24 protein-coding genes are annotated in these 25511 nt (G+C 70.5%); 4 read left to right on the forward strand and 20 right to left on the reverse strand.

The window, feature by feature from the left end; genetic code table 11:
• Window positions 1–211: 211 nt before the first annotated feature.
• The 11 genes from AZE13_RS07430 to AZE13_RS07480 all read right to left on the reverse strand — a co-directional run bounded on the left by AZE13_RS07430 (window position 212) and on the right by AZE13_RS07480 (window position 11603).
• Complete coding sequence (locus AZE13_RS07430) at window positions 212–3022, reverse strand: DEAD/DEAH box helicase (RefSeq protein WP_066928173.1); 2811 nt, start codon at window positions 3020–3022, stop codon at window positions 212–214.
• 135 nt (window positions 3023–3157) lie between these two features.
• Entirely contained in the window at window positions 3158–4132 is a 975-nt protein-coding gene (gene tatC, locus AZE13_RS07435; protein ID WP_066928176.1) for a twin-arginine translocase subunit TatC, read from the reverse strand.
• A 63-nt stretch (window positions 4133–4195) separates the two neighbouring features.
• Window positions 4196–4501: a Sec-independent protein translocase subunit TatA gene (gene tatA / locus AZE13_RS07440; RefSeq protein WP_066928177.1), complete on the reverse strand. Its 306-nt coding sequence runs from the start codon at window positions 4499–4501 to the stop codon at window positions 4196–4198.
• Window positions 4502–4761: 260 nt separating this feature from the next.
• On the reverse strand, window positions 4762–4965 hold the full coding sequence (locus AZE13_RS07445) for a hypothetical protein (RefSeq protein WP_066928179.1): 204 nt from the start codon (window positions 4963–4965) through the stop codon (window positions 4762–4764).
• Between the two features lie 16 nt (window positions 4966–4981).
• Window positions 4982–5227, reverse strand: coding sequence for a hypothetical protein (locus AZE13_RS07450; protein WP_066928181.1), 246 nt, complete (start codon window positions 5225–5227; stop codon window positions 4982–4984).
• Between the two features lie 37 nt (window positions 5228–5264).
• Complete coding sequence (locus AZE13_RS07455; protein WP_066928183.1) at window positions 5265–6215, reverse strand: helix-turn-helix transcriptional regulator; 951 nt, start codon at window positions 6213–6215, stop codon at window positions 5265–5267.
• Window positions 6216–6235: 20 nt separating this feature from the next.
• Window positions 6236–7255 (reverse strand): helix-turn-helix transcriptional regulator, encoded by a 1020-nt coding sequence (locus tag AZE13_RS07460; protein WP_066928185.1) that lies wholly within the window; start codon window positions 7253–7255, stop codon window positions 6236–6238.
• Between the two features lie 141 nt (window positions 7256–7396).
• A complete protein-coding gene (locus tag AZE13_RS07465) occupies window positions 7397–7771 on the reverse strand; it encodes an FKBP-type peptidyl-prolyl cis-trans isomerase (RefSeq protein WP_066928187.1) in 375 nt (124 codons plus the stop codon).
• Window positions 7772–7840: 69 nt separating this feature from the next.
• Entirely contained in the window at window positions 7841–8848 is a 1008-nt protein-coding gene (locus AZE13_RS07470) for an FKBP-type peptidyl-prolyl cis-trans isomerase (RefSeq protein WP_066928189.1), read from the reverse strand.
• Window positions 8849–8972: 124 nt separating this feature from the next.
• Complete coding sequence (gene pafA, locus AZE13_RS07475) at window positions 8973–10334, reverse strand: Pup--protein ligase (RefSeq protein WP_066928191.1); 1362 nt, start codon at window positions 10332–10334, stop codon at window positions 8973–8975.
• Between the two features lie 9 nt (window positions 10335–10343).
• On the reverse strand, window positions 10344–11603 hold the full coding sequence (locus AZE13_RS07480) for an MFS transporter (protein WP_066928193.1): 1260 nt from the start codon (window positions 11601–11603) through the stop codon (window positions 10344–10346).
• A 275-nt stretch (window positions 11604–11878) separates the two neighbouring features.
• On the opposite strand from AZE13_RS07480, the gene AZE13_RS07485 reads away from it, so the two are divergent.
• Window positions 11879–12970 (forward strand): LacI family DNA-binding transcriptional regulator, encoded by a 1092-nt coding sequence (locus AZE13_RS07485; protein ID WP_066928195.1) that lies wholly within the window; start codon window positions 11879–11881, stop codon window positions 12968–12970.
• Window positions 12971–13117: 147 nt separating this feature from the next.
• Here AZE13_RS07485 and prcA read toward each other — a convergent pair whose 3' ends face one another.
• The 6 genes from prcA to arc all read right to left on the reverse strand — a co-directional run bounded on the left by prcA (window position 13118) and on the right by arc (window position 19359).
• Window positions 13118–14041, reverse strand: coding sequence for a proteasome subunit alpha (gene prcA / locus AZE13_RS07490; RefSeq protein ID WP_066928197.1), 924 nt, complete (start codon window positions 14039–14041; stop codon window positions 13118–13120).
• Between the two features lie 75 nt (window positions 14042–14116).
• Complete coding sequence (gene prcB, locus AZE13_RS07495) at window positions 14117–14962, reverse strand: proteasome subunit beta (RefSeq protein WP_066928199.1); 846 nt, start codon at window positions 14960–14962, stop codon at window positions 14117–14119.
• Window positions 14914–15324: an endonuclease VII domain-containing protein gene (locus AZE13_RS07500; RefSeq protein WP_258527627.1), complete on the reverse strand. Its 411-nt coding sequence runs from the start codon at window positions 15322–15324 to the stop codon at window positions 14914–14916. The genes prcB and AZE13_RS07500 overlap by 49 nt, the downstream gene beginning before the upstream one ends.
• Window positions 15325–15374: 50 nt before the next feature.
• Window positions 15375–15593 carry a ubiquitin-like protein Pup gene (locus tag AZE13_RS07505; protein WP_066928203.1) on the reverse strand — a complete coding sequence of 73 codons (219 nt, stop codon included), beginning with the start codon at window positions 15591–15593 and terminating at the stop codon, window positions 15375–15377.
• Window positions 15594–15803: 210 nt separating this feature from the next.
• Window positions 15804–17315, reverse strand: a complete 1512-nt coding sequence (dop, locus tag AZE13_RS07510) for a depupylase/deamidase Dop (protein ID WP_398780110.1) — start codon at window positions 17313–17315, stop codon at window positions 15804–15806.
• Between the two features lie 277 nt (window positions 17316–17592).
• Window positions 17593–19359, reverse strand: a complete 1767-nt coding sequence (arc, locus tag AZE13_RS07515) for a proteasome ATPase (RefSeq protein WP_066928557.1) — start codon at window positions 19357–19359, stop codon at window positions 17593–17595.
• A gap of 249 nt (window positions 19360–19608) precedes the next feature.
• On the opposite strand from arc, the gene AZE13_RS07520 reads away from it, so the two are divergent.
• A complete protein-coding gene (locus tag AZE13_RS07520; RefSeq protein ID WP_066928209.1) occupies window positions 19609–19902 on the forward strand; it encodes a ferredoxin in 294 nt (97 codons plus the stop codon).
• 148 nt (window positions 19903–20050) lie between these two features.
• Here the strand turns inward: AZE13_RS07520 and AZE13_RS07525 are convergent, their stop codons facing one another.
• The 3 genes from AZE13_RS07525 to AZE13_RS07535 all read right to left on the reverse strand — a co-directional run bounded on the left by AZE13_RS07525 (window position 20051) and on the right by AZE13_RS07535 (window position 23425).
• The gene (locus AZE13_RS07525) at window positions 20051–20647 is read right to left on the reverse strand and encodes a hypothetical protein (protein ID WP_066928212.1); all 597 of its coding nucleotides are present in this window, start codon (window positions 20645–20647) and stop codon (window positions 20051–20053) included.
• Between the two features lie 421 nt (window positions 20648–21068).
• Window positions 21069–22043: a tRNA (adenine-N1)-methyltransferase gene (locus AZE13_RS07530; protein ID WP_066928214.1), complete on the reverse strand. Its 975-nt coding sequence runs from the start codon at window positions 22041–22043 to the stop codon at window positions 21069–21071.
• A gap of 113 nt (window positions 22044–22156) precedes the next feature.
• Window positions 22157–23425, reverse strand: coding sequence for a site-2 protease family protein (locus AZE13_RS07535; protein ID WP_066928216.1), 1269 nt, complete (start codon window positions 23423–23425; stop codon window positions 22157–22159).
• Between the two features lie 228 nt (window positions 23426–23653).
• On the opposite strand from AZE13_RS07535, the gene AZE13_RS07540 reads away from it, so the two are divergent.
• Window positions 23654–24712: a RecB family exonuclease gene (locus tag AZE13_RS07540; RefSeq protein WP_066928218.1), complete on the forward strand. Its 1059-nt coding sequence runs from the start codon at window positions 23654–23656 to the stop codon at window positions 24710–24712.
• A 58-nt stretch (window positions 24713–24770) separates the two neighbouring features.
• Window positions 24771–25442, forward strand: a complete 672-nt coding sequence (locus AZE13_RS07545; RefSeq protein ID WP_018087782.1) for a response regulator — start codon at window positions 24771–24773, stop codon at window positions 25440–25442.
• The last annotated feature ends 69 nt before the right edge of the window (window positions 25443–25511 follow it).

The raw sequence follows: 25511 nt of genomic DNA on the forward strand, positions 1-25511 counted from the left end.
ATCTGGTGGGTGGGGGTGACCGTGATCCCGCACGTGTCCGCAGTGAACCACTAGCGTCCACCCCCACTCACCGTCTTTCCTCCCACTCCCGGGAGGGGCCGCTCCGCAGGACGCCAGTCCGGAGGAGCGGACCCGCACCCGACAACCCCACGCCCGCCGCAGGCGCAACGGCGAGCAACAAGCACGGCGGGACGGCCGACAACGTGGGAGGTCAAGAGACAGACGTGTAGGCGACAACCCCTCGCAGCACCCCGTCCACCGCCTTGCGCGCCGCGCGCGCCACCTCGGGCGGGGCCGCCGCCGCGATCTGGCCGAGGACGTCGACCAGCTGCTTGCACCAGCGGACGAAGTCGCCGGCGGGCATCTCCGCCTCGCGGAGCACCTCGTCCAGGCTGAAGCCGGAGGCCCACCGGTAGGCGGCCCAGGCGAAGCCGAGGTCGGGCTCGCGCTGGCCGACGCCCTCCGTCTGGCTGATCCCGTGGTCGTCCTCCAGGGCGTCCAGGCGGCCCCAGATCCGGACCATCTCCCCCAGCGCGTCCCGGGCCTTGCCGGAGGGGAGCTTGGGGGCCGCCGCGTCGTCCGCCTGCCGTGCCTCGTACACCAGCGCCGAGGCGCAGGCCGCCAGCTCCGCCGGGCCGAGCCCGTCCCAGACGCCCTCGCGCAGGCATTCACTCGCCAGCAGATCCAGCTCACCGTAGAGCCGGGCCAGCCGGCGGCCCTCGTCGGTGACCGTGTCGCCTTCGAGGTAGTCCAGTTGCGTCAGCAGGGCGCAGATCCGGTCGAAGGTACGGGCGATGGTGTTCGTCCGGCCCTCGATCCGGCGCTCCAGCTGGCGGGTGTCGCGCAGCAGCCGGTGGTAGCGCTCCGCCCAGCGGGCGTGGTCCTCGCGCTCGGCGCAGCCATGGCACGGGTGCGCGCGGATCTCCGTCCGCAGCCGGGAGATCTCCCGGTCGTCGGCCGCCCCCGAACGCTGCTTGCGGTGCCGCGACGGGACGATGTGCCCCGCCTTCGTCCGCAGCGCGGACGCCAGGTCGCGGCGGGACTGCGGGCTGCGGGCGTTGAAGGACTTGGGGATCCGCATCCGGTCCAGCGCGGTGACCGGGACCGGGAAGTCGATCGAGCCGAGCCGCTTCACCTGCCGCTCGGCGGTCAGCACCAGCGGCCGCGGACCGTCCTGCGCGTCGAAGCCGCGGTGGCCGTTGGTCCGCCCGGAGGGCATACCGGGGTCCAGGACCAGCGCCAGGCCCGCGTACTTGCCGGTCGGCACGTGGATCACGTCGCCGGGCCGCAGCTTCTCCAGCGCCGCCGCGGCCGCCACCCGCCGTTGCGCCGCGCCCTGCTTGGCCAGCTCCGTCTCCCGGTCCTTCAGCTCCCGCCGCAGCCGGGAGTACTCCTCGAAGTCGCCGAGATGGCAGGTCATCGAGCCGCGATAGCCCGCCAGGCCCTCCTCGTTCTTCTGCACCTGCCGGGAGATCCCGACCACCGACTTGTCGGCCTGGAACTGCGCGAAGGACATCTCCAGCAGCTCCCGCGAACGGTGCCGGCCGAACTGGGAGACGAGGTTGACCGCCATGTTGTACGAGGGCTTGAAGGAGGAGCGCAGCGGGTACGTCCGCGTGCCGGCCAGGCCGGCCAGGGCGCCCGGGTTCATCCCGCGCTGCCACAGGACCACCGCGTGGCCCTCGACGTCGATGCCACGGCGGCCGGCCCGGCCCGTCAGCTGGGTGTACTCGCCGGGCGTGATGTCGGCGTGCTGCTCGCCGTTCCACTTCACCAGCTTCTCCAACACCACTGAGCGCGCGGGCATGTTGATGCCCAGCGCCAGCGTCTCGGTGGCGAAGACGGCCTTGACCAGGCCCTTGGCGAAGAGCTCCTCGACGACCTCCTTGAAGGTCGGCAGCATGCCGGCGTGGTGCGCCGCGATACCGCGCTCCAGGCCTTCCAGCCACTCGAAGTAGCCCAGCACATGGAGGTCGTCGTCCGGGATGCCGGCCGTCCGCGCCTCGACTATGCGGCGGACCTGCTCGCGTCCCTCGGCGTCGTTCAGCCGCAGCCCCGAGTACAGGCACTGCTGCACGGCCGCCTCGCAGCCGGCGCGGCTGAAGATGAACGTGATGGCGGGCAGCAGGCCTTCGTTGTCGAGGCGGTCGATGACCTCGGGCCGGCTCGGTGTCCACACCCGGGCGCGCTGCCGCCGCTCGCGCTCGCGGTCCGCCTCGCGCATCGCGCGGCCCCGGCGCTTGTCCCGGCCGGACGTCGGCCGGCTGTTCTCCATCCGGGACAGCCGCTCAAGGTCGGGGTTGACCTCCCGGCGGCCGCCGCCCTGGCCGTCCCGCTCCTCGAACAGGTCGTATATCCGGCGGCCGGCGAGGACGTGCTGCCAGAGCGGCACCGGGCGGTGCTCGGAGACGATCACGGCGGTGTCGCCGCGGACCGTGTCCAGCCAGTCACCGAACTCCTCGGCGTTGGAGACCGTCGCGGACAGTGACACCAGCGTCACGGACTCGGGGAGATGGATGATCACCTCTTCCCAGACGGCGCCGCGGAAGCGGTCGGAGAGGTAGTGCACCTCGTCCATCACCACGTACCCGAGGCCCACCAGCGACTGCGAGCCCGCGTACAGCATGTTGCGCAGCACCTCGGTGGTCATCACGATCACCGGGGCGTCGGAGTTGACGCTGTTGTCGCCGGTCAGCAGGCCGACCTTGTCAGCGCCGTAACGCCTGACCAGATCCAGGTACTTCTGGTTGGACAGCGCCTTGATGGGGGTGGTGTAGAAGCATTTACGGCCCTGCTCCAGGGCCAGGTGGACGGCGAACTCGCCGACGATCGTCTTGCCGGATCCGGTGGGAGCCGCGACCAGCACGCCCTTTCCGGCCTCCAGGGCCTGGCACGCCTCGATCTGGAACGGGTCCAGACCGAAGTCGTACAGCTCGCGGAAGGGGGCGAGTGCGGTGGCCTGCTCGGCCGCCCGGAACTTGGCGGCGGCATAGCGCTCAGCAGGGGACATGTCCTCGGTCATCGTGCTTACGAGCCTACCGGCCACCTCTGACAACGACCCGATCTTTACGGTGGGGGCTGCACCGAGGGCGCCCGCCGCCCGGCCGACGGCTCCCGTTCGCACCGGGCACGGGAGCCGTCACCTGCTGTCACCGGGTCAGGTGACGTCGTCGTAGCCGCCGCGGCCACCACGGCCGTGCGACCCGTCGTCGCCCTGGCCGCGGCCGGTCTGCTCCGGCAGCATCCGCTGGGACGACACCGGCCCGGTCTCCTCGACCTCCGACGGCGTCAGGTCCAGCTCGGACGCCTCGTCGTCGCTCAGCGCCGCGTCCGGGTTGCGCCGCGTGCGGCGGCGGTCGTTGGCCAGGCAGATGCCCACGGCGCCGAAGAACAGCAGCACGATCGGGGCGGCCAGCAGGACCATGGTCACGGGGTCACCGGTCGGCGTGGCGAGGGCCGCGAAGATCGTGATGCCCAGCACCATGAACCGCCACCAGCCCAGGATCCGGCGCCCGGTGATCACACCGCCGAAGTTCAGCAGCACCAGCAGCAGCGGCAGTTCGAAGGCCAGGCCGAAGACCAGGACCATCCGCGTGACGATGTCCAGGAACTCGTCCGCCGGGAAGACGTTGGACCAGTCGCTCGGGGTCAGTCCGACCAGCGCCGCCGCCGTGGTGGGCAGCACCGCGTACGCGAGATAGGCGCCGGCGAGGAAGAGCGGCACACCCGCCGCCACGAAGCTCCGCGCATAGCGCTTCTCGTGCTTGTGCAGGCCCGGAGCGAGGAAGGCCCACAGCTGATAGAGCCAGACCGGGCTCGCCATGACCACGCCCGTGGTGAGCGCGATCTTGACCATGACCGTGAACGGGGACAGCACGCCCAGCGCGCTGATGTCCGCGCACTGGTGGCCGCCCGGCGTCTGCGCGCTGACCCCCTTGGGACAGCCGACCCGGTCGTTGACCGGCCCCGTGATGAAGTGGGCGATCTCCTGGTAGAAGTACGCGGCGACGACCGTCACCACGGCGATCGCCAGCACCGACTTCAGCAGCCTGTTGCGCAGCTCACGCAGGTGCGCGGCGAGCGGCATCCGCCCCTCGGGGTCCTTCGCCTGCTTGCGGGCGGACTTGAGCAACCCACGTCCTCGTCTCGTGCGTTCGGCCGTCCCGGACCGGACGGTCCGACCTGATCGGTTCGGTCAGCTCTGCTTGGTGGCGTGGCTCGGCTCGGCCACAGGGCGCGAGCTGCTCACATCACCGGGAGCCGCCTGGATCGTACGAGGAGCCTGCGGGGCCGCCTCGGCGGAGGTCTCGGACGCCGCCGTGCCCTCGGCACCGCCGTCCTTCTCACCGCCGTCCTTCTTCATCGCCTTGGCCTCGCTCTTGAGGATGCGCGCGGACTTGCCGAGCGAACGCGCCATGTCCGGAAGCTTCTTCGCGCCGAACAGCAGCACAATGACTACGAGGATCAGGATGATCTCGGGGGCCCTCAGGTTGCTGAGCATGTGCGACTACCTTCTCGCCGGGGCGGCGTCTGCTGGTTGCCTGCCGATGGTCGGACTGGCGTACTGGTGCTGCGTCGATCGTAACGTTCGGTGGTGAACGCCGGGCAATCCCCTTGCGTACTCCCGTTTGCCGTGAGAGCCGCACTGCCCGCACCGCGGGCCAGCCTACCTCTCCGCTCCCCGCCACAGCAGGCTCCCGGCACCGCTCGGCGACGTCCGGGCCCAGGGGCCTTCCGAGGGATCTCCGGGGGAGCAGGCCCCTACTCCCGGCCGGCCCCGTGCAGCCGCGAGGCCAGCGGCACGGCCGCCCGCTCCAGGTCGTCGGCCGCCCGCTGGATCCGCTCCGAGGCCGCCCCGACCTGCTGGGCCAGCCGCCGCACCTCGACAAAGACGCGGACGGCGAGGACACCGAGCACGGCGATCCCGAGGAAGCCGAGGACGATTGCGATCATGGGCCAGAGCATGGGGCGAGCCTATCGGTCAGCCCAGGTGGAGCCGCAGCGTGCGCACCCCGCCGCCGCTGAGCAGCTCGACGATCCGCTCCCCGGCCGGCTTGCGGACCGCCCGGCCGCAGTCGGGGCAGGTGAAGGAGTAGAAGGTGGTGCGCCGGCTGGCGCCGATCGCCAGCCGGAAGGCGTCCGGGTCCAGCTCGAAGCGGCCCCGGCAGTCCGGGCAGGCCGCCTTGAACAGCACCGGAGCGGTCGCGCCCGCCCTCGTGGTCGTCATCCTTCGCCGCCTCCGCCCTCTCCCCCGTGCCCCGCACTCACGCGCCGTACGCCGCGAGCGCCTGCTCCGCCGCGCGCCGGGCGCTGTCCGCGAGCGCCCGCGGCGCCACGATCCGGCCGTCCCGGCCCAGCCGCAGCGCCAGCCGCCGCAGCGAGGCCGGATCGGGGGTGCGCAGGGTGATGCGCAGTCCGCCGTCGGGGAGCTCCTCGGCGCTGTCGTGCGGGTAGTACTCGGCGACCCAGCGTCCGCCCGGACCGACCTCGACCGACACCTCGGGGTCCTCGGCGGCCGGCTGCACCAGCCCCTCCGACAGGTCCCGCAGCTCGACCGGCGGCGGATCGGCCGGCGCGTCCAGCAGCCTGATCTCGGCGACCCGGTCGAGCCGGAAGGTGCGCCGGGCCTCCGAGAGCCGGCACCAGGCCTCCATGTACGTATGGCCGACGGCGAACAGCCGGATCGGGTCCACCTCACGCTCGGTCAGCTCGTCGCGGGCCGGGGAGTAGTAGCGCAGCCACAGCCGGCGCCGCTCGGCGATCGCCCGGTCGACGTCGGCGAAGACCCCGCCCTCCGACTCGAACGTCACCGAGAGGCGGGAACTGGCGCCGGCCGCCTCACCGGCCGCCGCCTCCAGCTTGGCGGTGGCCCGCAGCAGCGCCTGCCGGTCGCCCTCCCGCAGCCCCGGCAGGGTCGCCACCGCGCGCGCCGCGACCAGCAGCGCGGTCGCCTCGTCGGCCGCCAGCCGCAGCGGCTCGGCGACGTCGTCGGGGTTGTGCCACCAGATCCGGTCGCCGTCGGTGTCGATGTCCAGCAGGTCGCCGCCGCGGAAGCTCGTTCCGCACATCGGCAGCACGTCGAGGTCGGCAATCAGCTCGTCCTCGGTGATGCCGAAGGCGCGGGCGACATCGCCGACCCGGGCGCCGGGGCGCTCCCGCAGATACGTCACCAGCGACAGCATCCGGCGGGTCTGGTCGATCGCGTTGGAAGCCATGAGTCCGCGTCCCGTCCCTCTCAGCCCTTGGCCACGGCACGCAGCCGGTCGATGACATCGGCCCGCAGCTCGGCCGGTTCCAGCACCACCACATCCGGGCCGAACTCCACGAGCCAGGCGTCGAGTCCATGGCCGTAGGGGATCTCCAGCTCGTCCCAGCCGTCGCCCAGATCGCGCCGGGACAGCGCCCGGGCCCGCAGCGGGTAGCCGTGCTCCGCCCGGAGCCTGATCCGCGCGGTGCCGGTGGCGGTCTCCCCCGCCCAGCTCTCCACGGTCTCCCGTACGGTGACGTGATCGGGCACCGGGGCGGTGAACTTCCCCTGCCGGGAACGGACCTTGCCGGTGATCCGGGACAGCCGGAAGACCCGCTCCGCCTGACGGCCGCGGTCCCAGCCGGCGACGTACCAGTGCCCGCGCCAGCACTCCAGGATCCACGGCTCGACCTGCCGCTGCTCGGGGTGCGCGGCGGTGGACTTGCGGTAGTCGAAGACGACCGGGCGGCGGTCACGGCAGGCCAGCATCAACGGCTCGAAAGCCGCCTCATGGGCGGGGATGCGGGGTTCGAGGGCGCTGTGCGGCGCTCCGGCGTCGTAGTCCTGCCCGCCGCCGTCGGCCAGCGGCATCCCGGCCGCACGCAGTTTCTGCAGGGCGCCGCTGGCCGCGCCGGCCAGCCGGGCCTGCTGCCAGACCTTGGCGGCGAGCCCGAGGGCGGCGGCCTCCTCGGCGTCCAGGGTGATCGGGGGCAGCCGGTTGCTGTCCCGGCGGGCGAGGTAGCCGACCTCCCCGTCGATGCCCTCGACGGTCTCGATGACCAGGCCGAGCTCGCGCAGATCGTCCTTGTCCCGCTCGAACATGCGGTTGAAGGAGTCATCGCTGCCGGCCACGCCCTGCCCCGGTCCGAAGCCCACGGCCTGCCCCGGCCCGAAGGCCTCGACGTACGCCTCGATGGACGATCTGAGCTCACGCTTGGTCAGCGGGCGTCGCGTCCCCAGCAGGCACAGCGCCAGGTTCATCAGCCGCTCGGCCTTGGCAATGGCCATCGACGCCCTTTCTCGTGGAACTTCCCGATCGTCGACCGTACCGCCCGGGGTGCGTGCGGGAAAAGCCGAGGGCCCGCGCCAGTGGTGGCACGGGCCCTCGGGTGGGCGTCACCGGTCACACGGACCGGGACGCGCGCGGTCTCAGACCGAGACCAGGTCGCAGACGAAGATCAGCGTCTCGTTCGGGGCGATCCGGCCGCCGCCCGCGCCGCGCTCGCCGTACGCCAGGTGCGGCGGGATGGTCAGCCGGCGGCGGCCGCCGACCTTCATGCCCTGCACGCCGTTGTCCCAGCCCGGAATGACCTGGCCGGCGCCCAGCTGGAACTGCAGCGGCTTGCCGCGGTTCCAGCTCGCGTCGAACTCCTCACCGGTGCTGTAGGAGACGCCGACGTAGTGGACGGAGACCATGTCCCCGGCCTTGGCGACCGGCCCGTCACCCTCCCACAGGTCCACGATCTCCAGGTCGGTCGGGACCGGGCCCTCGGGAAAGTCGATCTCGGGCTTGTCGATGCTCACGAATGTGCTCCTACTTACGAATCTTTACGATTACCTGGCCAGTCTCGCAGATCTTGCCGGTACCGCTGATCAGGCCGCGCTCAGGATGTCGACGACGAACACCAGCGTCGAGTCGGCCGGCAGCTCCTTGCCCTTGTCCTGCTTGCCGTACGCCTGCTCCGGCGGGATCACCAGGAGCAGCCGGTCGCCGACGTGCTTGCCGACGATGCCCTTGTCCCAGCCCTCGATGACCTGGCCCTGGCCGATCACGGTGGTGAACGGCTGGCCGGCCTTCCAGGACGAGTCGAAGAGCTTGGCCTTCGGCTTCCCCTCGTTGATCTTCCAGGCGGCGCCGCTGTACTGCATGGTCACCCGCTGGCCGTTCTTGATCTCGGCGCCCTTGCCCTCGATGAGGACCTTGTCGACCAGTTCCTTCGGCGGATCGTTCTTCGGGACCGAGATCGTGGCGGGCTCCTCCTTGTCCGCCGCGATCTGCGGCAGATCCGACGGGATGTCGGCCTGGGTGCCCTTGACCATCTTCGGGGTGACCTTGCCCACGTCGACCGCGAAGACCAGGGTGTCGGTGCCGGACACACCCGCCTGCGGGTTGCCCCGGTCGCCCCAGGCCGCCGACGGCGGCGCGACCACCAGGACGCGGCTGCCCTCCTTCTGGCCCACCAGCGCCTGCGAGAACGCCGGGATCGCGGCATCCGACCCGGCCTCGACCAGCTGCGCGCCGCCCTGGTCGTAGGAGCTGCCGAGGTCCTTGCCGCTCTTCCAGAGCTTGCCGGTGAAGTTCATCGACACCAGGTCGCCCTTCTTGACCTCGGCGCCGTCGCCCTTGGTGAGCGTGTGCACGACGAACTTGCCCGACGGGTCGCCCTTGGGCACGTCGATGGTGGCCTTCTTGCCCTCGGCGCCGCTGACCTTCGGCATCGGCGCCGCCGAGTCCACGGGCTTGGGAGCGTCGGGCACCTGCGGGGACGAAGAAGAACCGGCCTTTTCCGCCTCGCTCTTCTTGTCGTCGTCACCCCCACAGGCCGTAGCGGTGAGCGCCAGAGCCGGCACCATGAGCAGAGCAGCGAGTCGGCGTCGCACAGTGATCCTCGGGTTCCTTCGAGTACAAGTCGGAACACTCTACGACGCACGCGGGGCACCGCACGAGATACGTACGGCGCCCCGTGTTGCGAAAGGTGCCACCGCGGCCACCACCCGCCCCGGCTCACATCCCGGCGATCAGCTTCTCCACCCGGTCGTCCACCGAACGGAACGGGTCCTTGCACAGGACCGTGCGCTGCGCCTGGTCATTGAGCTTGAGGTGCACCCAGTCGACGGTGAAATCACGGCGCTGCTCCTGGGCCCGGCGGATGAAGTCACCGCGCAGCCGCGCCCGAGTCGTCTGCGGCGGCACCGACTTGCCCTCGAAGATCTTCAAGTCATTGCAGATCCGCGCGGCTTGGCCCTTCCGCTCCAGAAGGTAGTAGAGCCCCCGGCGACGGTGAATGTCGTGATAGGCGAGGTCTATCTGCGCCACCCGCGGATGGGACATGGTGATGTTGTTCTTCGCCCGGTACCGCTCGATGAGCTGATACTTCATCACCCAGTCGATCTCGGTCGCGACCCGGTCCAGATCCTCGTTCCGGACCGCCTCCAGCGTACGGCCCCACAGCTCCAGCACCCGCTCGACGAAGCCCGTACGGATACCGCGGCGCTCGCAGAAATCCACCGCCTTTTCGAAGTACTCCTGCTGCACCTCGAGCGCGGACGCCTCCCGCCCGCTGGCCAGCCGCACCTTGCGCTGCCCCGTGATGTCATGGCTGACCTCACGGATGGCCCGGATCGGATTCTCCAGCGTCAGATCGCGCATGACCGTACCGGCCTCGATCATCCGCAGCACCAGATCCGTGGCGCCGACCTTCAGCATCATCGTCGTCTCGGACATGTTGGAATCCCCGACGATGACATGCAGCCGGCGATACCGCTCCGCGTCCGCATGCGGCTCGTCGCGGGTATTGATGATCGGACGCGAACGGGTCGTCGCCGACGAGACGCCCTCCCAGATGTGCTCCGCACGCTGACTGACGCAGTACACCGCGCCCCGCGGAGTCTGCAGCACCTTGCCCGCACCGCACAGCAACTGGCGGGTGACCAGGAACGGAATCAGGATGTCCGCGAGCCGGGAGAACTCACCGTGCCGGGCGACGAGATAATTCTCGTGGCAGCCGTACGAGTTTCCCGCCGAATCGGTGTTGTTCTTGAACAGATAGACGTCGCCCGCGATTCCCTCCTCATGCAGGCGGCGCTCGGCATCGACGAGCAGACCCTCGAGAATGCGCTCCCCTGCCTTGTCGTGCGTGACCAGTTCGGTCACGTTGTCACACTCGGGAGTTGCATATTCCGGGTGTGAACCCACGTCCAAGTACAGGCGGGCGCCGTTCCGCAGGAAGACATTGCTGCTGCGGCCCCATGACACGACACGGCGGAAGAGGTACCGCGCCACTTCGTCAGGCGACAGTCGGCGCTGTCCCCTGAACGTGCACGTGACGCCGTACTCGTTCTCCAGCCCGAAAATGCGGCGGTCCATGACTGAACATTACGCCCGACGGCCTGCTCTGAAACCGGGTTCGACAGCCCCGTTCCGATCATTTTCCGCCGGGCCCGCACCCGCCCCACCCGGCACCGGATCCCCAAGAAATCGCTTCGTCGACAAAAAGACGGCGAGCGCGACAAGCCCGCCCGCACCCGCCACCGCGAAACCCGCCGCCGCCCCGCCCAGCTCCACCACCGGCCCCGCCACCGACGCCCCCACCGCCGAACCGACACCGGACGCCGTCACCAGCCACGAGAACGCCTCCGTCACCGTGCCCCTCGGCGCATGCCGGTCCACCACCACGAACGCACAGGCCAGCGTCGGCGCCAGAAACACCCCCGCCACCCCCGCCAGCACCGTCATCCCGGCCACCCCCGGCACCAGCACCAGTGGCAGATAGCCCAACGCCAGCAGCCCGGCCAGCAGCCGCAACCGCCCCTCCGGCGCCCCCGGCCACTGCCGCGCACCATAGACGACACCACCGACCAGCGCCCCCAGACCGAGCGCCGACAGCAGATAGCTGGAGACCATCCCCCCGCCGTGCCCGTCCGCGTACGCCACCGCCGCGACCGAGATCGCCCCCAGCGCCAGCCCCACGAAGAAGAACCCCCCGATCAGCACCAGCATCCCGGCCGACCGCAGCGCCCCCAGCCAGTGCGCCTCACGCGGCGCACTCCGCCACCGCCGCGACGGTTCGGACACCACCACCGACAGCGCGCCCAGCACCCCCACCCCATTGATCACCAGCAGCGCCGCACCCGCCGACCAGACCGCCACCCCCAGCGTCACCAGCAACGGCCCCACCGCGAACATCACTTCCTGCGCCACCGCGTCCAGCGCGTACGCGGTGTGCACCCGGTCCGCGCGCTTCAGCACACCCGGCCACAGCGCCCGCAGCCCGCCCTCCAGAGGCGGGGTGAAGAACCCGGCGACCACCATCGCGGCACAGGCCGGCCACCACCCCTCCAGGCCCACCGCCACCAGCAACACCACCCCCAGCGCGGAGAGCACCGACGCCGGCAGCATCACCCGCGGCTGGCCGAAGACGTCCACCGCCCGGCCGAGCACCGGCTGGCCGACCGCGCTGCAGGCGCCGTAGACCGCGGTCAGCGCCCCCGCCACGGCATAGCTGCCGCCCTCGGCCCGTACGTACAGAACCACCGCCAGCGCCGCCGTGGCATTCGGCAGCCGGCCCGCCAGCGTCCCCGCCAGCAGCCGGACCGCGTACCGCGTCCTGAGCAGCTCCGCATACCCCGTGGCCATCCCTGCCCCTCCCCACCCGGACGGCGCCCGGACGTGTGACGATGCGCGACGAAGCCCTCCGCGCGCACGCCGGTCACGCACGGACGTCACGCATCCGCGAAACGGTCGTCACGCGTACGCGAGGGATCTCTCGCATGGACCTCTCGCGTGGATCTCACGTAGGGATCTCACGCACGTGTTACGTATAACCCCGCCGTATACGTACCATGACGACAACCCGCGGTCCACCCCCTCCCCCCCCCCGCAACGGCCGAACGCGAGGAGCGACAACCCCGGTGACCACCCCTCAGGCCACACCCCCCGCCCCGCGCCCGGCCACCAGCCGTGACGTGGCCCGCGCCGCCGGCGTCTCCCAGGCCACCGTCTCCCTCGTCCTCGGCGACAAATGGCACGGCCGGGTCTCCCCCGCCAAGGCCGAAACCGTCCGCGCCGCCGCCCGCCGGCTCGGCTACCGCCCCAACCTCGCCGCCCGCAGCCTCCGCACCGGCCGCACCGGCACCGCACTCCTCGTCGTCCCCGCCCTCACCACCGAATTCTTCGCCCGCGTCTACACCGGCGCGGCCCGCGTCGCCACCGACCACGGCTTCGGCGTCGTCCTCTACCCCTCACCCGCCACCGGCCCCGCCCACCCGTCACCCGCCGCCACCCACAGCGGAAGGCCCGTCCGGGCCCCTTTGGTTCCCGACCCCTTCGCATCCGCCGCCGCCACCCTCGACGGCGTCATCGCCTCCTCCATGGCCGCCGAAGCCCTCACCGCCCTCCGCAGCGCCGACCTCCCCCTCGTCATGCTCGACAGCGACCCCGACGACGACCGCGCCACCGCCACCGTCAACCTCGACATCGCCGCCGGCGTACGGCAGTTGACCGGCCACCTCACCGCCCTCGGCCACCGCCGCATCACCCACCTCGCGGCCGACGTACCGTCCTGGACCTTCGGCGTACGCGCCCACGCCGTCACCACGGCCCTCGCCGAGCTCCCCGGCGCCCTGCTCCACCGCCTGCCCACCGCCCTCGACGTCGACGCCGGTATGCGGGCCGCACACACCGCCCTCACCGGCCCCGGCCCCCGCCCCACCGCCCTGCTCTGCGACGACGACATCATCGCCGCCGGCGCCTGCAAGGCCGTACGCCGCCTCGGGCTGCGCGTCCCCGACGACATCTCCGTCACCGGCTTCGACGACCTCGCCCTCGCCCGCGCCGTCGAACCCGAGCTGACGACCGTACGCCTGCCCGCCGAGGAGTTCGGCGCAGCCGGCCTGCGCGCCCTGATCGCCGCACTCGACGGCCGCCCCACCCAGCCCCCCGGCCCCCTCCCCGTGGAACTGATCACCCGCGGCTCCACCGCACCGCCGCCGCCCATCCCCTGACAACGCCGCGCGCCCCGGCGGGCGGTGACCCACCGGGGCGCGCGAACCGGACAACCGGCCCGGAAAACTCCTGAACTCCTGAACTCCTCAACGCAAACGGATCATCGGCGAAAACCGGCGTCAGACCGCCAGAGCAGCCTCAGACCGTCAGAGCAGCGGCTCCCCCTCGGAACCGCCCTCCCCGGCAGCCCCGTCGCCACCCGAGTCCTTCACGTCCTTGCCGTCCTTGGTGCTCTTGGCACCCTTGGCGCCCCCGGAGCTCTTGGCGCCACCAGTGCCCTTGCCGCCGGCCTCCTCGGCGGCAGCACCCGCAGCCTCATCACCGGCGCCCTCGTCCGCGCCCGCCGCCGGCTTCCCGGCGCCCGCGCCGCCGCCCTCCTCCAGCAGACGGGTCAGCTGCCGGCCGAGGATCCGCTTGAACTTACGCTTCTGCGGCCGCGTACGGTCCAGCGTCGCGACCTCCAACTGCTCCGCCGTCAGCCGCCGCTCACCGCCGTTGGAATCCCGCGACAGCGACTCCACCGCCAGCTTCAGCGCCTCCGCCAGCGTCATTCCGTCCCGATGCCGCTGATCCAGATAGCTGCTGATCTGGTCCGCGTTACCGCCCACCGCCACCGAACCGTGCTCATCCACGATCGAACCGTCATGCGGCAGCCGGTAGATCTGATCCTCCTCCGGAGCACCGCCGACCTCGGCGACGATCAGCTCCACCTCATACGGCTTCTCGGCGGCACTGGAGAAGATCGTGCCCAGCGTCTGGGCGTACACATTCGCCAGCCCGCGCGCCGTCACATCCTCACGGTCATAGGTGTACCCCCGCAGATCCGCATAGCGCACACCGCCGATCCGCAAGTTCTCGAACTCGTTGTACTTACCGACCGCGGCGAACGCGATCCGGTCGTAGATCTCACTGACCTTGTGCAGGGCGCGGGAAGGATTCTCGGCGACGAACACCACGCCGTCGGTGTACTGCAGCACCACGACGCTGCGGCCACGCGCGATGCCTTTGCGGGCGTATTCGGCACGGTCGGCCATGGCCTGCTGGGGTGAGACATAGAACGGCGTCGACACCGGCTATCCATCCCTTCCTGTCACAATCATTCTCACTGGCGGCATTACTGACGGCATTGCGGAACATCGGTACGGTCAGAGCAGCGCGGCCCGCGGGCCGTCCGGCTGGTCCAGGCGCCGCTCGTGCACGGCACGGGCGATCTCCGCGACCTCGTCCTCCGGCAGCCTCCGGAAACCCTCGTCGGTGATCACCGTCATGATCGGATAGATCCGCCTCGCCAGGTCCGGACCGCCGGTCGCCGAATCGTCGTCAGCCGCGTCGTACAGCGCCTGAACCACGGCCGTCACGGCCTGATTCTCCGTGAAGTCCTCCTGGAAGAGCTTCTTCAGCGCACTGCGGGCGAACACCGAACCGGAACCCGTCGCCGCGAAACCGAGCTCCTCCGAACGCCCGCCCGTCACGTCGTACGAGAAGATCCGGCCCTTGTCCCGGTCGAGGTCATAGCCGGCGAACAACGGCACCACGGCCAGGCCCTGCATGGCCATCCCGAGATTGCCGCGAATCATCGTCGACAGCCGGTTCGCCTTGCCCTCCAGGGAGAGTTGGGCACCCTCGACCTTCTCGAAGTGCTCCAGCTCCAGCTGGAACAGCTTCACCATCTCGGTGGCGAGACCGGCCGTACCGGCGATACCGACCGCGCTGTACTCATCGGCCGGGAAGACCTTCTCGATATCGCGCTGCGCGATGACGTTGCCCATCGTCGCCCGCCGGTCACCGGCGAGCACCACGCCGCCGGCGAACGTCGCGGCCACGATCGTCGTGCCGTGCGGCGCCTCGACGGCACCCTGGACGGCCGGCAGCGGACGGTTGCCGGGCAGCAGCCCCGGCGAGTGGTCACTGAGAAAATCCATGAACGACGCGGACCCGGGCGTCAGGAAGGCCGCCGGTAGACGCCCGGTGCTTCGAGTATTGGCTTCCACACGATTCCTTCCAGATACTTGGCCGCCCGCCTCAAGACGTCCGGCCGGTCCTTGAATTGGCCCAAGGCGGCGTTGCAGCTGAAGCACAGTACGCCCCGGACTTTACCCGTCTCGTGATCGTGATCCACATGCACGGGCTCGGCATCCAGGCAGATCACGCACAGCCCGCGCTGCCCCTTGATCAGCGCGTCGCGCTCGGCCACCGTGAGGCCATCGCACTTTCGGTGTTGCGGCTCCATCGCCCGGCAGCGATACCGGGTCGCGCAGCTCCGGCAATGCCGTTGCGAGCCGTCGAGGTTCGGCCGCTCGGGAGCGAAGGCTGCGCGCGGTTTCCACTCGCCGCACCGCACGCAGCGCTTCACGCAACCTCCGATTGCCAACCCGACACCCCCCGTACCCTTCGTTTCGAAGGCTACTCGCCGCCTTTTTGAACGAATGAGCGCACGAAGTCCTCGGCGTTCTCCTCGAGCACATCATCGATTTCGTCCAGCACGGAGTCCACGTCGTCGCTCAGCTTCTCCTGGCGCTCCTTGAGCTCCTCGGAGACCTGTGCGTCCTGGGCCTGCTCCTCGACCTCCTCGGTGGAACGTGTGGCCTTCGCCTGTCCGCCGCCGCTGTCCTTGGTCGCCATATCCCTCACCCCGCTCGGTTCGCCCGCTCGATGTGACCTTCAAGATCCGACCCTACAAGCAGGGTCCGACATCGGCCCTGCACTTGCTGCAACGCCCGGGAGTCATCTCGATGATTCCCGTACCGCGGAGATTTCAGCCGTCGACCGACGGCCGATCGCCGCGAATTCTGTCGTGCACCTGACGCTTCCCGCCGGTGACCCGGCCCTGGCTCAGCGGCCGGACAGCGTCCTGACCAGCTCTTCCGCTGTCCGGCAGCGATCCAGCAGCTCCTTGACGTGCTTACGGGTTCCGCGCAGCGGCTCCAGCGTCGGAACCCGCTGCAGCGAGTCCCGGCCGGGCAGGTCGAAAATGACCGAATCCCATGAGGCGGCCGCGACGTCGTCCGCGTACTGCTCCAGGCAGCGGCCGCGGAAGTACGCCCTGGTGTCCTCCGGAGGCTTCTGCTGGGCCCGCTGGACGTCGGGCTCGTCCAGGAGGCGCTTCATCTTCCCGCGGGCCGCCAGACGGTTGTACAGGCCCTTCTCGGGGCGTACGTCGGCGTACTGGAGGTCGATGAGGTGCAGCCGGGCGGCGTCCCAGTCGAGGCCGTCGCGGCGGCGGTAGCCCTCCATCAGCTCGCGCTTGGCGACCCAGTCCAGTTCGCCCGACAGGCTCATGGGGTCGTTCTCCAGGCGACCCAGCACGTCCTCCCACCTGGCCAGGACGTCCTTGGTCTGTTCGTCCGCGTCCGCCCCGTAGCGGTCCTCGGTGTATTTGCGGGCCAGTTCGTAGTACTCCATCTGGAGCTGTACGGCGGTGAGCGTGCGGCCGCTGCGGAGCGTGATCAGGCGTTGCAGGGTGGGGTCGTGCGACACCTGGTGGAGGGTGCGGACGGGCTGGTCGACGGCGAGGTCGACGGCGATGAAGCCGTCTTCGATCATGGAGAGGACGAGGGAGGTGGTGCCGAGCTTGAGGTAGGTGGAGATCTCGGAGAGGTTGGCGTCGCCGATGATCACGTGGAGGCGGCGGTACTTCTCCGCGTCGGCGTGCGGTTCGTCGCGGGTGTTGATGATGGGCCGCTTGAGCGTCGTCTCCAGGCCGACCTCCACCTCGAAGTAGTCGGCGCGCTGGCTGATCTGGAAGCCGTGTTCGTGGCCGTCCTGGCCGATGCCGACCCGGCCGGCGCCGGCGTAGACCTGCCGGGAGACGAAGAACGGGGTCAGGTGCCGCACGATGTCCGAGAACGGGGTCTCCCGTTTCATCAGGTAGTTCTCGTGCGTGCCGTAGGAGGCGCCCTTGTTGTCGGTGTTGTTCTTGTAGAGGTGGATGGGCTGGGCGCCGGGGACCTGGGCGGCCTTCTCGGCGGCTTCGGCCATGATCCGTTCGCCGGCCTTGTCCCAGAGGACGGCGTCGCGGGGGTTGGTGACCTCGGGGGCGCTGTATTCGGGGTGTGCGTGGTCGACGTAGAGCCTGGCGCCGTTGGTGAGGATCACATTGGCGAGGCCGATGTCCTCGTCGGTGAGCTGGCTGGCGTCCGCGTTCTCGCGTGCGAGGTCGAAGCCGCGGGCGTCCCGCAGCGGGTTCTCCTCCTCGAAGTCCCAGCGGGCACGGCGTGCCCGGTGCATCGCGGCCGCGTAGGCGTTGACGACCTGGGATGAGGTGAGCATGGCATTGGCGTTCGGGTGGCCGGGGACGGAGATCCCGTACTCGGTCTCGATGCCCATTACTCGCCGTACGGTCATGCGGCCCTCCTTGCCCGGCGGCGTCCCCGGATGGGGGCGGCGCTCACGTACCGCTGCTGTGCCTGCGTCCCGGGTGCGTGCCCCACGCCCGCACTGCGTGACGCAGCGGTACCGATGAGCCTAGAACGCCATTGCGGCCCTGGGGAGATCATTACAGTCATTGCTCCAGTCCGGTTTTCCCTGGTTCATCGCCCATGATGGGAGCATTTTCGGCGCTTCCGGAAATGCGTCCGGCTGCGGACGCCCCGTGCAGGACATCCGCAGCCGGAGAGCGGTGTTACAGGTATTGGCCGGTATTCGCCACGGTGTCGATGGAGCGGCCGGTGTCCGCGCCCTGTTTTCCGGTGACGAGGGTGCGGATGTAGACGATCCGCTCGCCCTTCTTTCCGGAGATCCGGGCCCAGTCGTCCGGGTTGGTGGTGTTGGGCAGGTCCTCGTTCTCCTTGAACTCGTCCACGCAGGCCTGGAGGAGGTGGGAGACCCTGAGACCTTTCTGGTTGTGCTCGAGGAAGGCCTTGATGGCCATCTTCTTTGCGCGTCCTACGATGTTTTCGATCATCGCACCGGAGTTGAAGTCCTTGAAGTAGAGGACTTCCTTGTCACCGTTGGCGTAGGTGACCTCCAGGAAGCGATTCTCCTCGGATTCCGCGTACATCTGCTCGACGACGGACTGAATCATTCCGCTGACCGCGGACCTGCGCGAGCCGTCGTGTTCGGCGAGGTCGTCCGCGTGCAGCGGGAGATTCTCCGTGAGGTACTTCGAGAAGATGTCCTTGGCGGCCTCCGCGTCCGGACGCTCGATCTTGATTTTCACGTCGAGGCGGCCGGGGCGCAGAATGGCCGGATCGATCATGTCCTCGCGGTTGGAGGCGCCGATCACGATCACGTTCTCAAGGCCTTCGACGCCGTCGATCTCGGAGAGCAGCTGGGGGACGATGGTGTTCTCCACGTCCGAGCTGACGCCGGATCCGCGGGTGCGGAAGAGCGAGTCCATCTCGTCGAAGAAGACGATGACGGGGGTGCCCTCGCCCGCCTTCTCCCTGGCGCGCTGGAAGACCAGCCGGATGTGCCGTTCCGTTTCGCCGACGTACTTGTTGAGCAGCTCCGGGCCCTTGATGTTGAGGAAGAAGCTCTTCCCCGCGGGCTGCCCGGTCACCTCGGCGACCTTTTTGGCAAGGGAGTTGGCGACCGCCTTGGCGATGAGTGTCTTGCCGCAGCCGGGTGGGCCGTAGAGCAAGACGCCCTTGGGCGGGCGGAGTTCGTGCTCCTTGAAGAGGTCGGGGTAGAGGTACGGGAGCTCGACGGCGTCCCGGATCTGTTCGATCTGGGTGCCCAGGCCGCCGATCTTGGTGTAGTCGATGTCCGGTACTTCTTCGAGGACGAGTTCCTCGACCTCGCTCTTCGGGATGACTTCGTAGACGTAGCCGGAGCGGGGTTCGAGCAGCAGGGCGTCGCCGGAGCGGATGGTGGTGTCCAGCAGCGGCTCGGCGAGCCTCACCACCCGTTCCTCGTCGGTGTGCCCTATGACCAGGGCGCGCTCGCCGTCCTCAAGGATTTCCTTGAGGGTGACGATGTCGCCGGCCCGCTCGTACTCCATGGCTTCGACAACGTTGAGTGCTTCGTTGAGCATGACCTCCTGGCCACGCCTGAGGTCCTCGGTCTCCACGCTAGGGCTGACATTGACCCGGAGCTTCCGGCCGCCGGTGAAAATGTCGACCGTGCCGTCGTCGTTCGCGTGCAGGAAGACGCCGAAGCCGGCCGGCGGCTGGGCGAGCCGGTCGACCTCTTCCTTGAGGGCGACGATCTGGTCGCGTGCCTCGCGGAGAGTGTTGGCGAGACGCTCGTTCTGCGCCGAGACGCCGGCCAGGTTGGTCTGCAGCTCGACGATCCGCTCTTCGAGAATCCTCGTGTGACGCGGAGAGTCGGCGAGCTTGCGTCGCAGGACGGCGATCTCCTGCTCGAGATAGGCAACCTGGCCGGCGGGATCTTCAGACCCTCGCCCCGGCCGGATGCCGCGGTTGATGTCGTCGTCGTGGGCTGCCACGGTCCTCACCTCCTCCAAGGAGCTGGACGCTTCCTGACCCTACCTGGGCCGGTGCAGGTTGAAACCCCTAGATCGAAAAGACTGTCGGGGTGTGTCCGATCTTCACCCTTGCGCACGTCCTCACGCCAAGGGGATACCCACCCATCAACATCGGAAAGCGAGCGGTTGTATCGTCGAGTCGGTCAACACCCGTCAGTGCTGGCGCCACTTAGACAAAAACGGTTCACGTACGCAGGAACGGCAGGCGAGATGACCGCGCACGACGAAGCCCCAGAGCTGGAAGTCTGGATCGACCAGGATCTGTGCACCGGGGACGGCATCTGTGCGCAGTATGCGCCGGAGGTCTTCGAGCTGGACATCGATGGTCTGGCATATGTGAAGAGCGCCGATGACGAGCTGCTCCAGGAGCAGGGGGCGACAACGCCCGTCCCGTTGAAGCTGCTCAACGACGTGCGGGACTCCGCGAAGGAGTGCCCGGGGGACTGTATCCACGTGCGCCGGGTCAGCGACCGCGTAGAGGTCTACGGCCCGGACGCTGAGTAGTCGGGGACGGGCCGCCGCGGGACGGTCCGGCGGTCCGCCCCGGGTTGTCCGGGCGTCCGGCCCTGGCTGTCCGGGCCGTCGGACGCTGGGCAGTCCGCGGGACACGGAACGGGACGCACCCCCCCCCGCGGGCACACCGCGCGACGGTTCAGACGCGCTCGGTGTGCAGCGCGGCGGGGAGTTCACTCTGGACGAACTTCCCGCCCTGCCATTGCCACTTGACGCTCTTGCGCACGTCCGGGCAGCAGCGCGGTACGTCGAGGCTGGAGTAGCCCTCGACATCCACGGAGACCGCTCGGTCCCGGAGGGCGAGCTTGCGGACGCTGAGCTGCTGGGCGGGTGCGAGGAGTGTCGCCACGATCCGCGGGGCGGCCCGGGGGCCGGCGGACTGCGCGAGGACGTAGACGCTGCTGGGCGGGGTGCCGGTCTCGCTGTGGCAGCGGACCACCGCGACCGTCTCGGTCGTGCCGTCGCCGTCGAGGTCTCCGGAGGCCTGCTGTGTGACGTCGAGGCGGTGCGGGCCGCATGCGACGGGGAAGGCCACCTTGGCCGGGTCGGGGGCGGCGCCGTGGGCGGCCGCGGAGCGGTGCCCGGCCCGGATGTCGCGGGGAGTCGTGGCCGTGGCGTCGGGCGGCTGGAGGAAGGAGGCGGCCGCCACGACCGCCGAGACGGCGGTGGCGGTGGTGAGCCAGTGCATGAGGCGCGGCTGGGTGTGCAAGAGGTCCTGGCCTGCCAAGGGCTGCACGCGGGGTAACTCCTGTGAAGTGCTGTGCCGGTGGGAGTGCCCAGCATCGTTCCACAGGCTGGGGTGGCAAGGAACCAGCTGGGCCGGGTTTTCCGGGTTTTCCTCGGGGGGTCCCGTACGGGGGTTCCCGTAGGGGATCCCTTAAGGGTCGCGTGGGCCCCTGGCCGGTGAACGACGGGGGCGCCGCCGGCGGTTCCCGGACGGGAACTCGTCGGCGGCGCCTGTGGGTTCGTGGCCGAATGGTGTGCCACGAGCGGCGGGGTACGGGAGCCGGCGGAGTGCGGGGCGGAGTGGCCGGACCCGGGCGGTTGTCGCGCCCGGTGGCGGTCGTCGTGCGCGGTGGCGGTCGTCGTGCGCGGTGACGCGGTTGTCGCCGCCCGTTGGCAGCCGGCCGCGCCCGGGGGGGGCGGCGGCCCGCTCCCTACCCGGCTGCGGTCTCCCGCCCGCCCGTCGTGGCGGTGTCCCGTCCGCCGGACGCGGCGGATTCCCGGCCGCCCGATGTGGCGGTGTCCCGCCCGCCCGGCCCGGTGTAGTCCTCGCCGTAGGCGCCCTTGGCCGGACGGCGGCGGCGGAGCGGGGGCTCCACGCCGTCGGCGAGGCGGCGGGCGGTGAGGAGGAAGCCGGTGTGGCCGATCATGCGGTGGTCGGGACGGACGGCGAGGCCCTCGACGTGCCAGGTGCGGACCATGGATTCCCAGGCCGACGGCTCGTTGAAGGTGCCGTGCTCGCGGATCGCCTCGACGGTACGGGCCAGCTGCGTGGTCGTGGCAACGTAGGCGCAGAGGATGCCGCCCGGCACCAGGGCCTTGGAGACGGCGTCCAGGCACTCCCAGGGGGCGAGCATGTCGAGGATCACACGGTCGACGTCGGTGTCGGAGAGGTTGTCCTGGAGGTCGCCGACGGTGAGCGTCCACGCGGGGTGCGGGCCGCCGAAGTAGCGCTCGACGTTCTGCGTGGCGATCTCGGCGAAGTCGGCGCGGCGCTCGTAGGAGTGCAGCATGCCGTCGTCACCGATGGCGCGCAGCAGGAAGCTGCTCAGCGAGCCGGAGCCCACCCCCGCCTCGACGACGCGGGCGCCGGGGAAGATGTCGGCCATCGCCAGGATCTGCCCCGCGTCCTTGGGGTAGACCACGGCGGCACCGCGGGGCATGGACAGGACGTAGTCGGGGAGCAGCGGGCGCAGCGCGAGGTAGGCGACGTTCCCGGTGGTACGGACAACACTGCCCTCGGGAGCACCGATCAGCTCGTCGTGGGGGAAGGCTCCCTTGTGGGTGTGGAAGCTCTTTCCCGCTTCGAGCGTGAAGGTGTAGTGGCGTCCCTTGGGGTCGGTGAGCTGGACCTGGTCCCCGACCTTGAAGGGCCCGCGACGGCGGGCGGCACCGGTCGGTTCGGACATGTGACCAGCCTACCGGCCCGTCGAAGCGGCGCGGACCAGCGGGCGGCGCGAGACGGCCCGGAGAGGGCATGCCACGGGTCCGCCCCGTCAGTCCACCCTGTCTGCAGGCCCTGTCAGGCGGCCTTGCGGGCCATGGCGGAGACGAAGGCCCGTTCGACGTCGGCGGTGGACAGGACCCCGTAGATCTCCCCGGTCTCCTCGACGACGAGGTACTCGGTGGCGGGGGTGGCGCGCAGGTACTCCAGGAGGTCCTCGCCGGCGAGTTCGGCGGAGACCCGCATCCCGTCCTTGAGGTCCTGGGCGAGGGTGCCGACGGCGACCCAGGGGCGGCGGTGGTCGGGGACGCCGACGATGGCGGTCTCGCGGACGAGGGCGGTGGGCGTGCCCTGGGGGTCGACGACGACCAGGGCGCGGGCGCCGGCGTCGTTGGCGCGGCGCAGCGCCTCGGAGAGCGGGGTGGCGGTCTCGACGGGGACGGCGCGCCGGGTGAGGGTGCGGGCGGTGAGGTCGGGGAGGCGTTCGCGCAGCCGGGCCATGCGCAGGCTGTTGCCGGCTCCGGTCCAGATGATGGCGGCGAGGATCGCGGCGAGCAGGGCGTCGGTGAGCGAGTCGCTGCTGCCGATGTCGGGGCGGGCGTTGCCGAGCGCGCCGGTGTGGGTGAGCAGCGGCAGGCCGATGAGGACGGTGACGGCGAGGGCGCGGCCGATCCAGGCGGCGGCGATGGTGCCGCTCATGGGCTTGCCGGTGATCTTCCACACGATGGCGCGCAGCATCCGGCCGCCGTCCAGGGGGAGGCCGGGCAGCAGGTTGAAGACGGCGACGATGAGGTTGGAGATCATCAGGCCGGCGAGCAGGACGCCGGGGACCGTGCCGGCCTCGACCAGCTGCATACCGGCGTAGAAGGCGCCGGCCAGGACGAGGGAGAGCAGCGGGCCGACGAAGGCGAGGACGAACTCGCGGCCGGGGCTCTCGCTCTCCTTCTCGATCTCCGAGACACCGCCGAAGAACTGCAGCTGGATGCGGCGTACCGGCAGCTTGAAGCGGAGCGCGGCGACGGTGTGGGCGAGTTCGTGGACGAGCACCGAGGCGTAGAAGGCGACGGCGAAGAACAGCGAGACGAGGTAGCGGGCGGTGCCGAGCTCGGGCAGTACGCGTTCCAGCTGGCCGCCGAAGACCCAGGTGATCAGGGCTGCGACGAGGAACCAGCTGGGTGCCACGTAGACGGGCACGCCGAAGGGGCGGCCCATGAGGATGCCTCCGCCGGCCTTCTGGCCCGGCGGGGGCGCCTTGGGTCCCCTGGTGGCCTTGGTGTCCTTGGCCGGCTCGGGCGGCCGGTGCGGTGCGGGCTCCTGGGGGTCCTGCGGCTTCCCGCTGTCGTCCACGGTGTGGCGTCCCCTCGTCGAATACGGCGTGCGCCCCTGCTCGGCCTGATATCTCGATCATGCAGGGCGAAGGGGTCCGGCGTCGATGGTATGCGGAGCGTGGGGGACGGATTCGCTGCGGGGCGCGTGCGGCGCACCCGTGGCCGGCCGGGCGTCGCGGGTCCGCAGGTGGCCGCGGCCGTCCGGACCGTCCGTGGTTGTCAGTGGCGGGCCGTAGGGTGGTGCGGCATGGGATGGAGCGCGGAGCAGGACGGGACGGGCACTCAGGGTGAGCGGGGCGGGGAGCCGGCGCGGCCGCCGCAGGCGCTGTCGCCGTCGCGGGCGAGCGATTTCCTGCAGTGCCCGCTGCTGTACCGCTTCCGGGTGATCGACCGGCTGCCGGAGAAGCCGAGTCCGGCGGCGACCCGAGGGACGGTGGTGCATGCGGTGCTGGAGCGGCTCTTCGACGCTCCGGCGGCGGAGCGTACGGCTGCGGGGGCGCGCGCCATGGTGCCGGGCGAGTGGGAGCGGCTGCTGGAACGGCGGCCGGAGCTGACGGAGCTGTTCGCGGACGACGCGGAGGGGGAACGGCTGGCGCGGTGGCTGGCGGAGGCCGAGGCGCTGGTGGAGCGGTGGTTCTCGCTGGAGGACCCGACGCGGCTGGAGCCGGCGGACCGTGAGCTGTATGTGGAGACGGAGCTGGAGTCGGGGCTGCGGCTGCGTGGGTTCATCGACCGGGTGGATGTGGCGCCGACCGGCGAGGTGCGGATCGTCGACTACAAGACGGGCAAGGCGCCCCGGCCGGAGTTCGCCGAGGGCCCGCTGTTCCAGATGAAGTTCTACGCGCTGGTGATGTGGCGGTTGCGCGGCGTGGTGCCGCGGCGGCTGCAGCTGGTGTATCTGGGCAGCGGCGATGTGCTGACGTACGACCCGGGCGAGGCCGATCTGCGGGCGGTGGAGCGGAAGTTGCTGGCGCTGTGGGACGCGATCCGGCTGGCCACACGGACCGGTGACTGGCGGCCGCGGCGGACGAAGCTGTGCGGCTGGTGCGACCATCAGGCGCACTGCCCGGAATTCGGCGGCACTCCCCCGGTGTATCCGCTGCCGGTGACGGCGGGCGGCGCGCCTCCGGCCGGGGGTCCGGGGGGTGCCCCCGGGGAAGCACAGTCGCTGCCGGTGACGGCGGGCGGCGCGCCTCCGGCCGGGGGTCCGGGGGGTGCCCCCGGGGAAGCACAGTCGCTGCCGGCGACGGCGGGCGGCCCGGCCGACGGCGGTGCGCCTCCGCAGGGCAGAATGGGGGAGATCTAGCCTGTCCGGGCGTTTCGAACGGGCGTGACGTTCGGACGGGCGTAACGAAGGAGAGCTCGTGGCTATCCGCGTCCTGCTGGTCGACGACCAGCCCCTGCTGCGTACGGGATTCCGGATGATTCTGGAGGCGGAGCAGGATCTGGCGGTCGTCGGGGAGGCCGGCGACGGTCTGCAGGCGCTGGAGCAGGTGCGGGCGCTGCAGCCCGACGTGGTGCTGATGGACATCCGGATGCCCCGGATGGACGGTGTGGAGGCGACCCGGCAGATCACCGGTCCGGCGAAGGACGGTCCGGCGAAGGTGCTGGTGCTGACGACGTTCGACCTGGACGAGTACGTCGTGGAGGCGCTGCGGGCCGGGGCCAGCGGTTTTCTGCTGAAGGACGCGCCGGCGAACGAGCTGGTGCAGGCGATCCGGGTGGTGGCGGCGGGTGAGGCGATGCTCGCGCCGAGTATCACGCGCCGGCTGCTGGACAAGTACGCCGGTCATCTGCCGTCGGGCGAGGAGCCGGTGCCGGACACGCTGCACACGCTCACCGAGCGTGAGGTGGAGGTGCTGAAGCTGGTGGCGCGCGGGCTGTCGAACGCGGAGATCGCCGCGGATCTGTTCGTCAGCGAAACGACGGTCAAGACGCATGTGGGCCATGTGCTGACGAAGCTGGGGCTGCGCGACCGGGTGCAGGCGGCGGTGTACGCGTACGAGAGCGGGCTGGTCCGTCCGGGCGCCCAGTAGGGCCCATAAGGGGCTGGCGCCCCCGTGGAGCCGGGCGCCAGGACGGCGGCGGGGCCGGCCGGGGGATTC

Origin of the sequence: Streptomyces sp. NBRC 110611 (assembly GCF_001590865.1) — a bacterium.
In the GTDB taxonomy this organism is placed as follows: domain Bacteria; phylum Actinomycetota; class Actinomycetes; order Streptomycetales; family Streptomycetaceae; genus Streptomyces.

What these genes read in the sequence shown, in the direction of transcription:
- AZE13_RS07430 (WP_066928173.1), bottom strand. Translation starts at nt 3,022, where the DNA reads ATGACCGAGGACATGTCCCCTGCTGAGCGCTATGCCGCCGCCAAGTTC.
- tatA (WP_066928177.1), bottom strand. Translation starts at nt 4,501, where the DNA reads ATGCTCAGCAACCTGAGGGCCCCCGAGATCATCCTGATCCTCGTAGTC.
- AZE13_RS07445 (WP_066928179.1), bottom strand. Translation starts at nt 4,965, where the DNA reads ATGCTCTGGCCCATGATCGCAATCGTCCTCGGCTTCCTCGGGATCGCC.
- AZE13_RS07450 (WP_066928181.1), bottom strand. Translation starts at nt 5,227, where the DNA reads ATGACGACCACGAGGGCGGGCGCGACCGCTCCGGTGCTGTTCAAGGCG.
- AZE13_RS07455 (WP_066928183.1), bottom strand. Translation starts at nt 6,215, where the DNA reads ATGGCTTCCAACGCGATCGACCAGACCCGCCGGATGCTGTCGCTGGTG.
- AZE13_RS07460 (WP_066928185.1), bottom strand. Translation starts at nt 7,255, where the DNA reads ATGGCCATTGCCAAGGCCGAGCGGCTGATGAACCTGGCGCTGTGCCTG.
- pafA (WP_066928191.1), bottom strand. Translation starts at nt 10,334, where the DNA reads ATGGACCGCCGCATTTTCGGGCTGGAGAACGAGTACGGCGTCACGTGC.
- AZE13_RS07480 (WP_066928193.1), bottom strand. Translation starts at nt 11,603, where the DNA reads ATGGCCACGGGGTATGCGGAGCTGCTCAGGACGCGGTACGCGGTCCGG.
- AZE13_RS07505 (WP_066928203.1), bottom strand. Translation starts at nt 15,593, where the DNA reads ATGGCGACCAAGGACAGCGGCGGCGGACAGGCGAAGGCCACACGTTCC.
- dop (WP_398780110.1), bottom strand. Translation starts at nt 17,315, where the DNA reads ATGACCGTACGGCGAGTAATGGGCATCGAGACCGAGTACGGGATCTCC.
- AZE13_RS07520 (WP_066928209.1), top strand. Translation starts at nt 19,609, where the DNA reads ATGACCGCGCACGACGAAGCCCCAGAGCTGGAAGTCTGGATCGACCAG.
- AZE13_RS07530 (WP_066928214.1), bottom strand. Translation starts at nt 22,043, where the DNA reads ATGTCCGAACCGACCGGTGCCGCCCGCCGTCGCGGGCCCTTCAAGGTC.
- AZE13_RS07540 (WP_066928218.1), top strand. Translation starts at nt 23,654, where the DNA reads ATGGGATGGAGCGCGGAGCAGGACGGGACGGGCACTCAGGGTGAGCGG.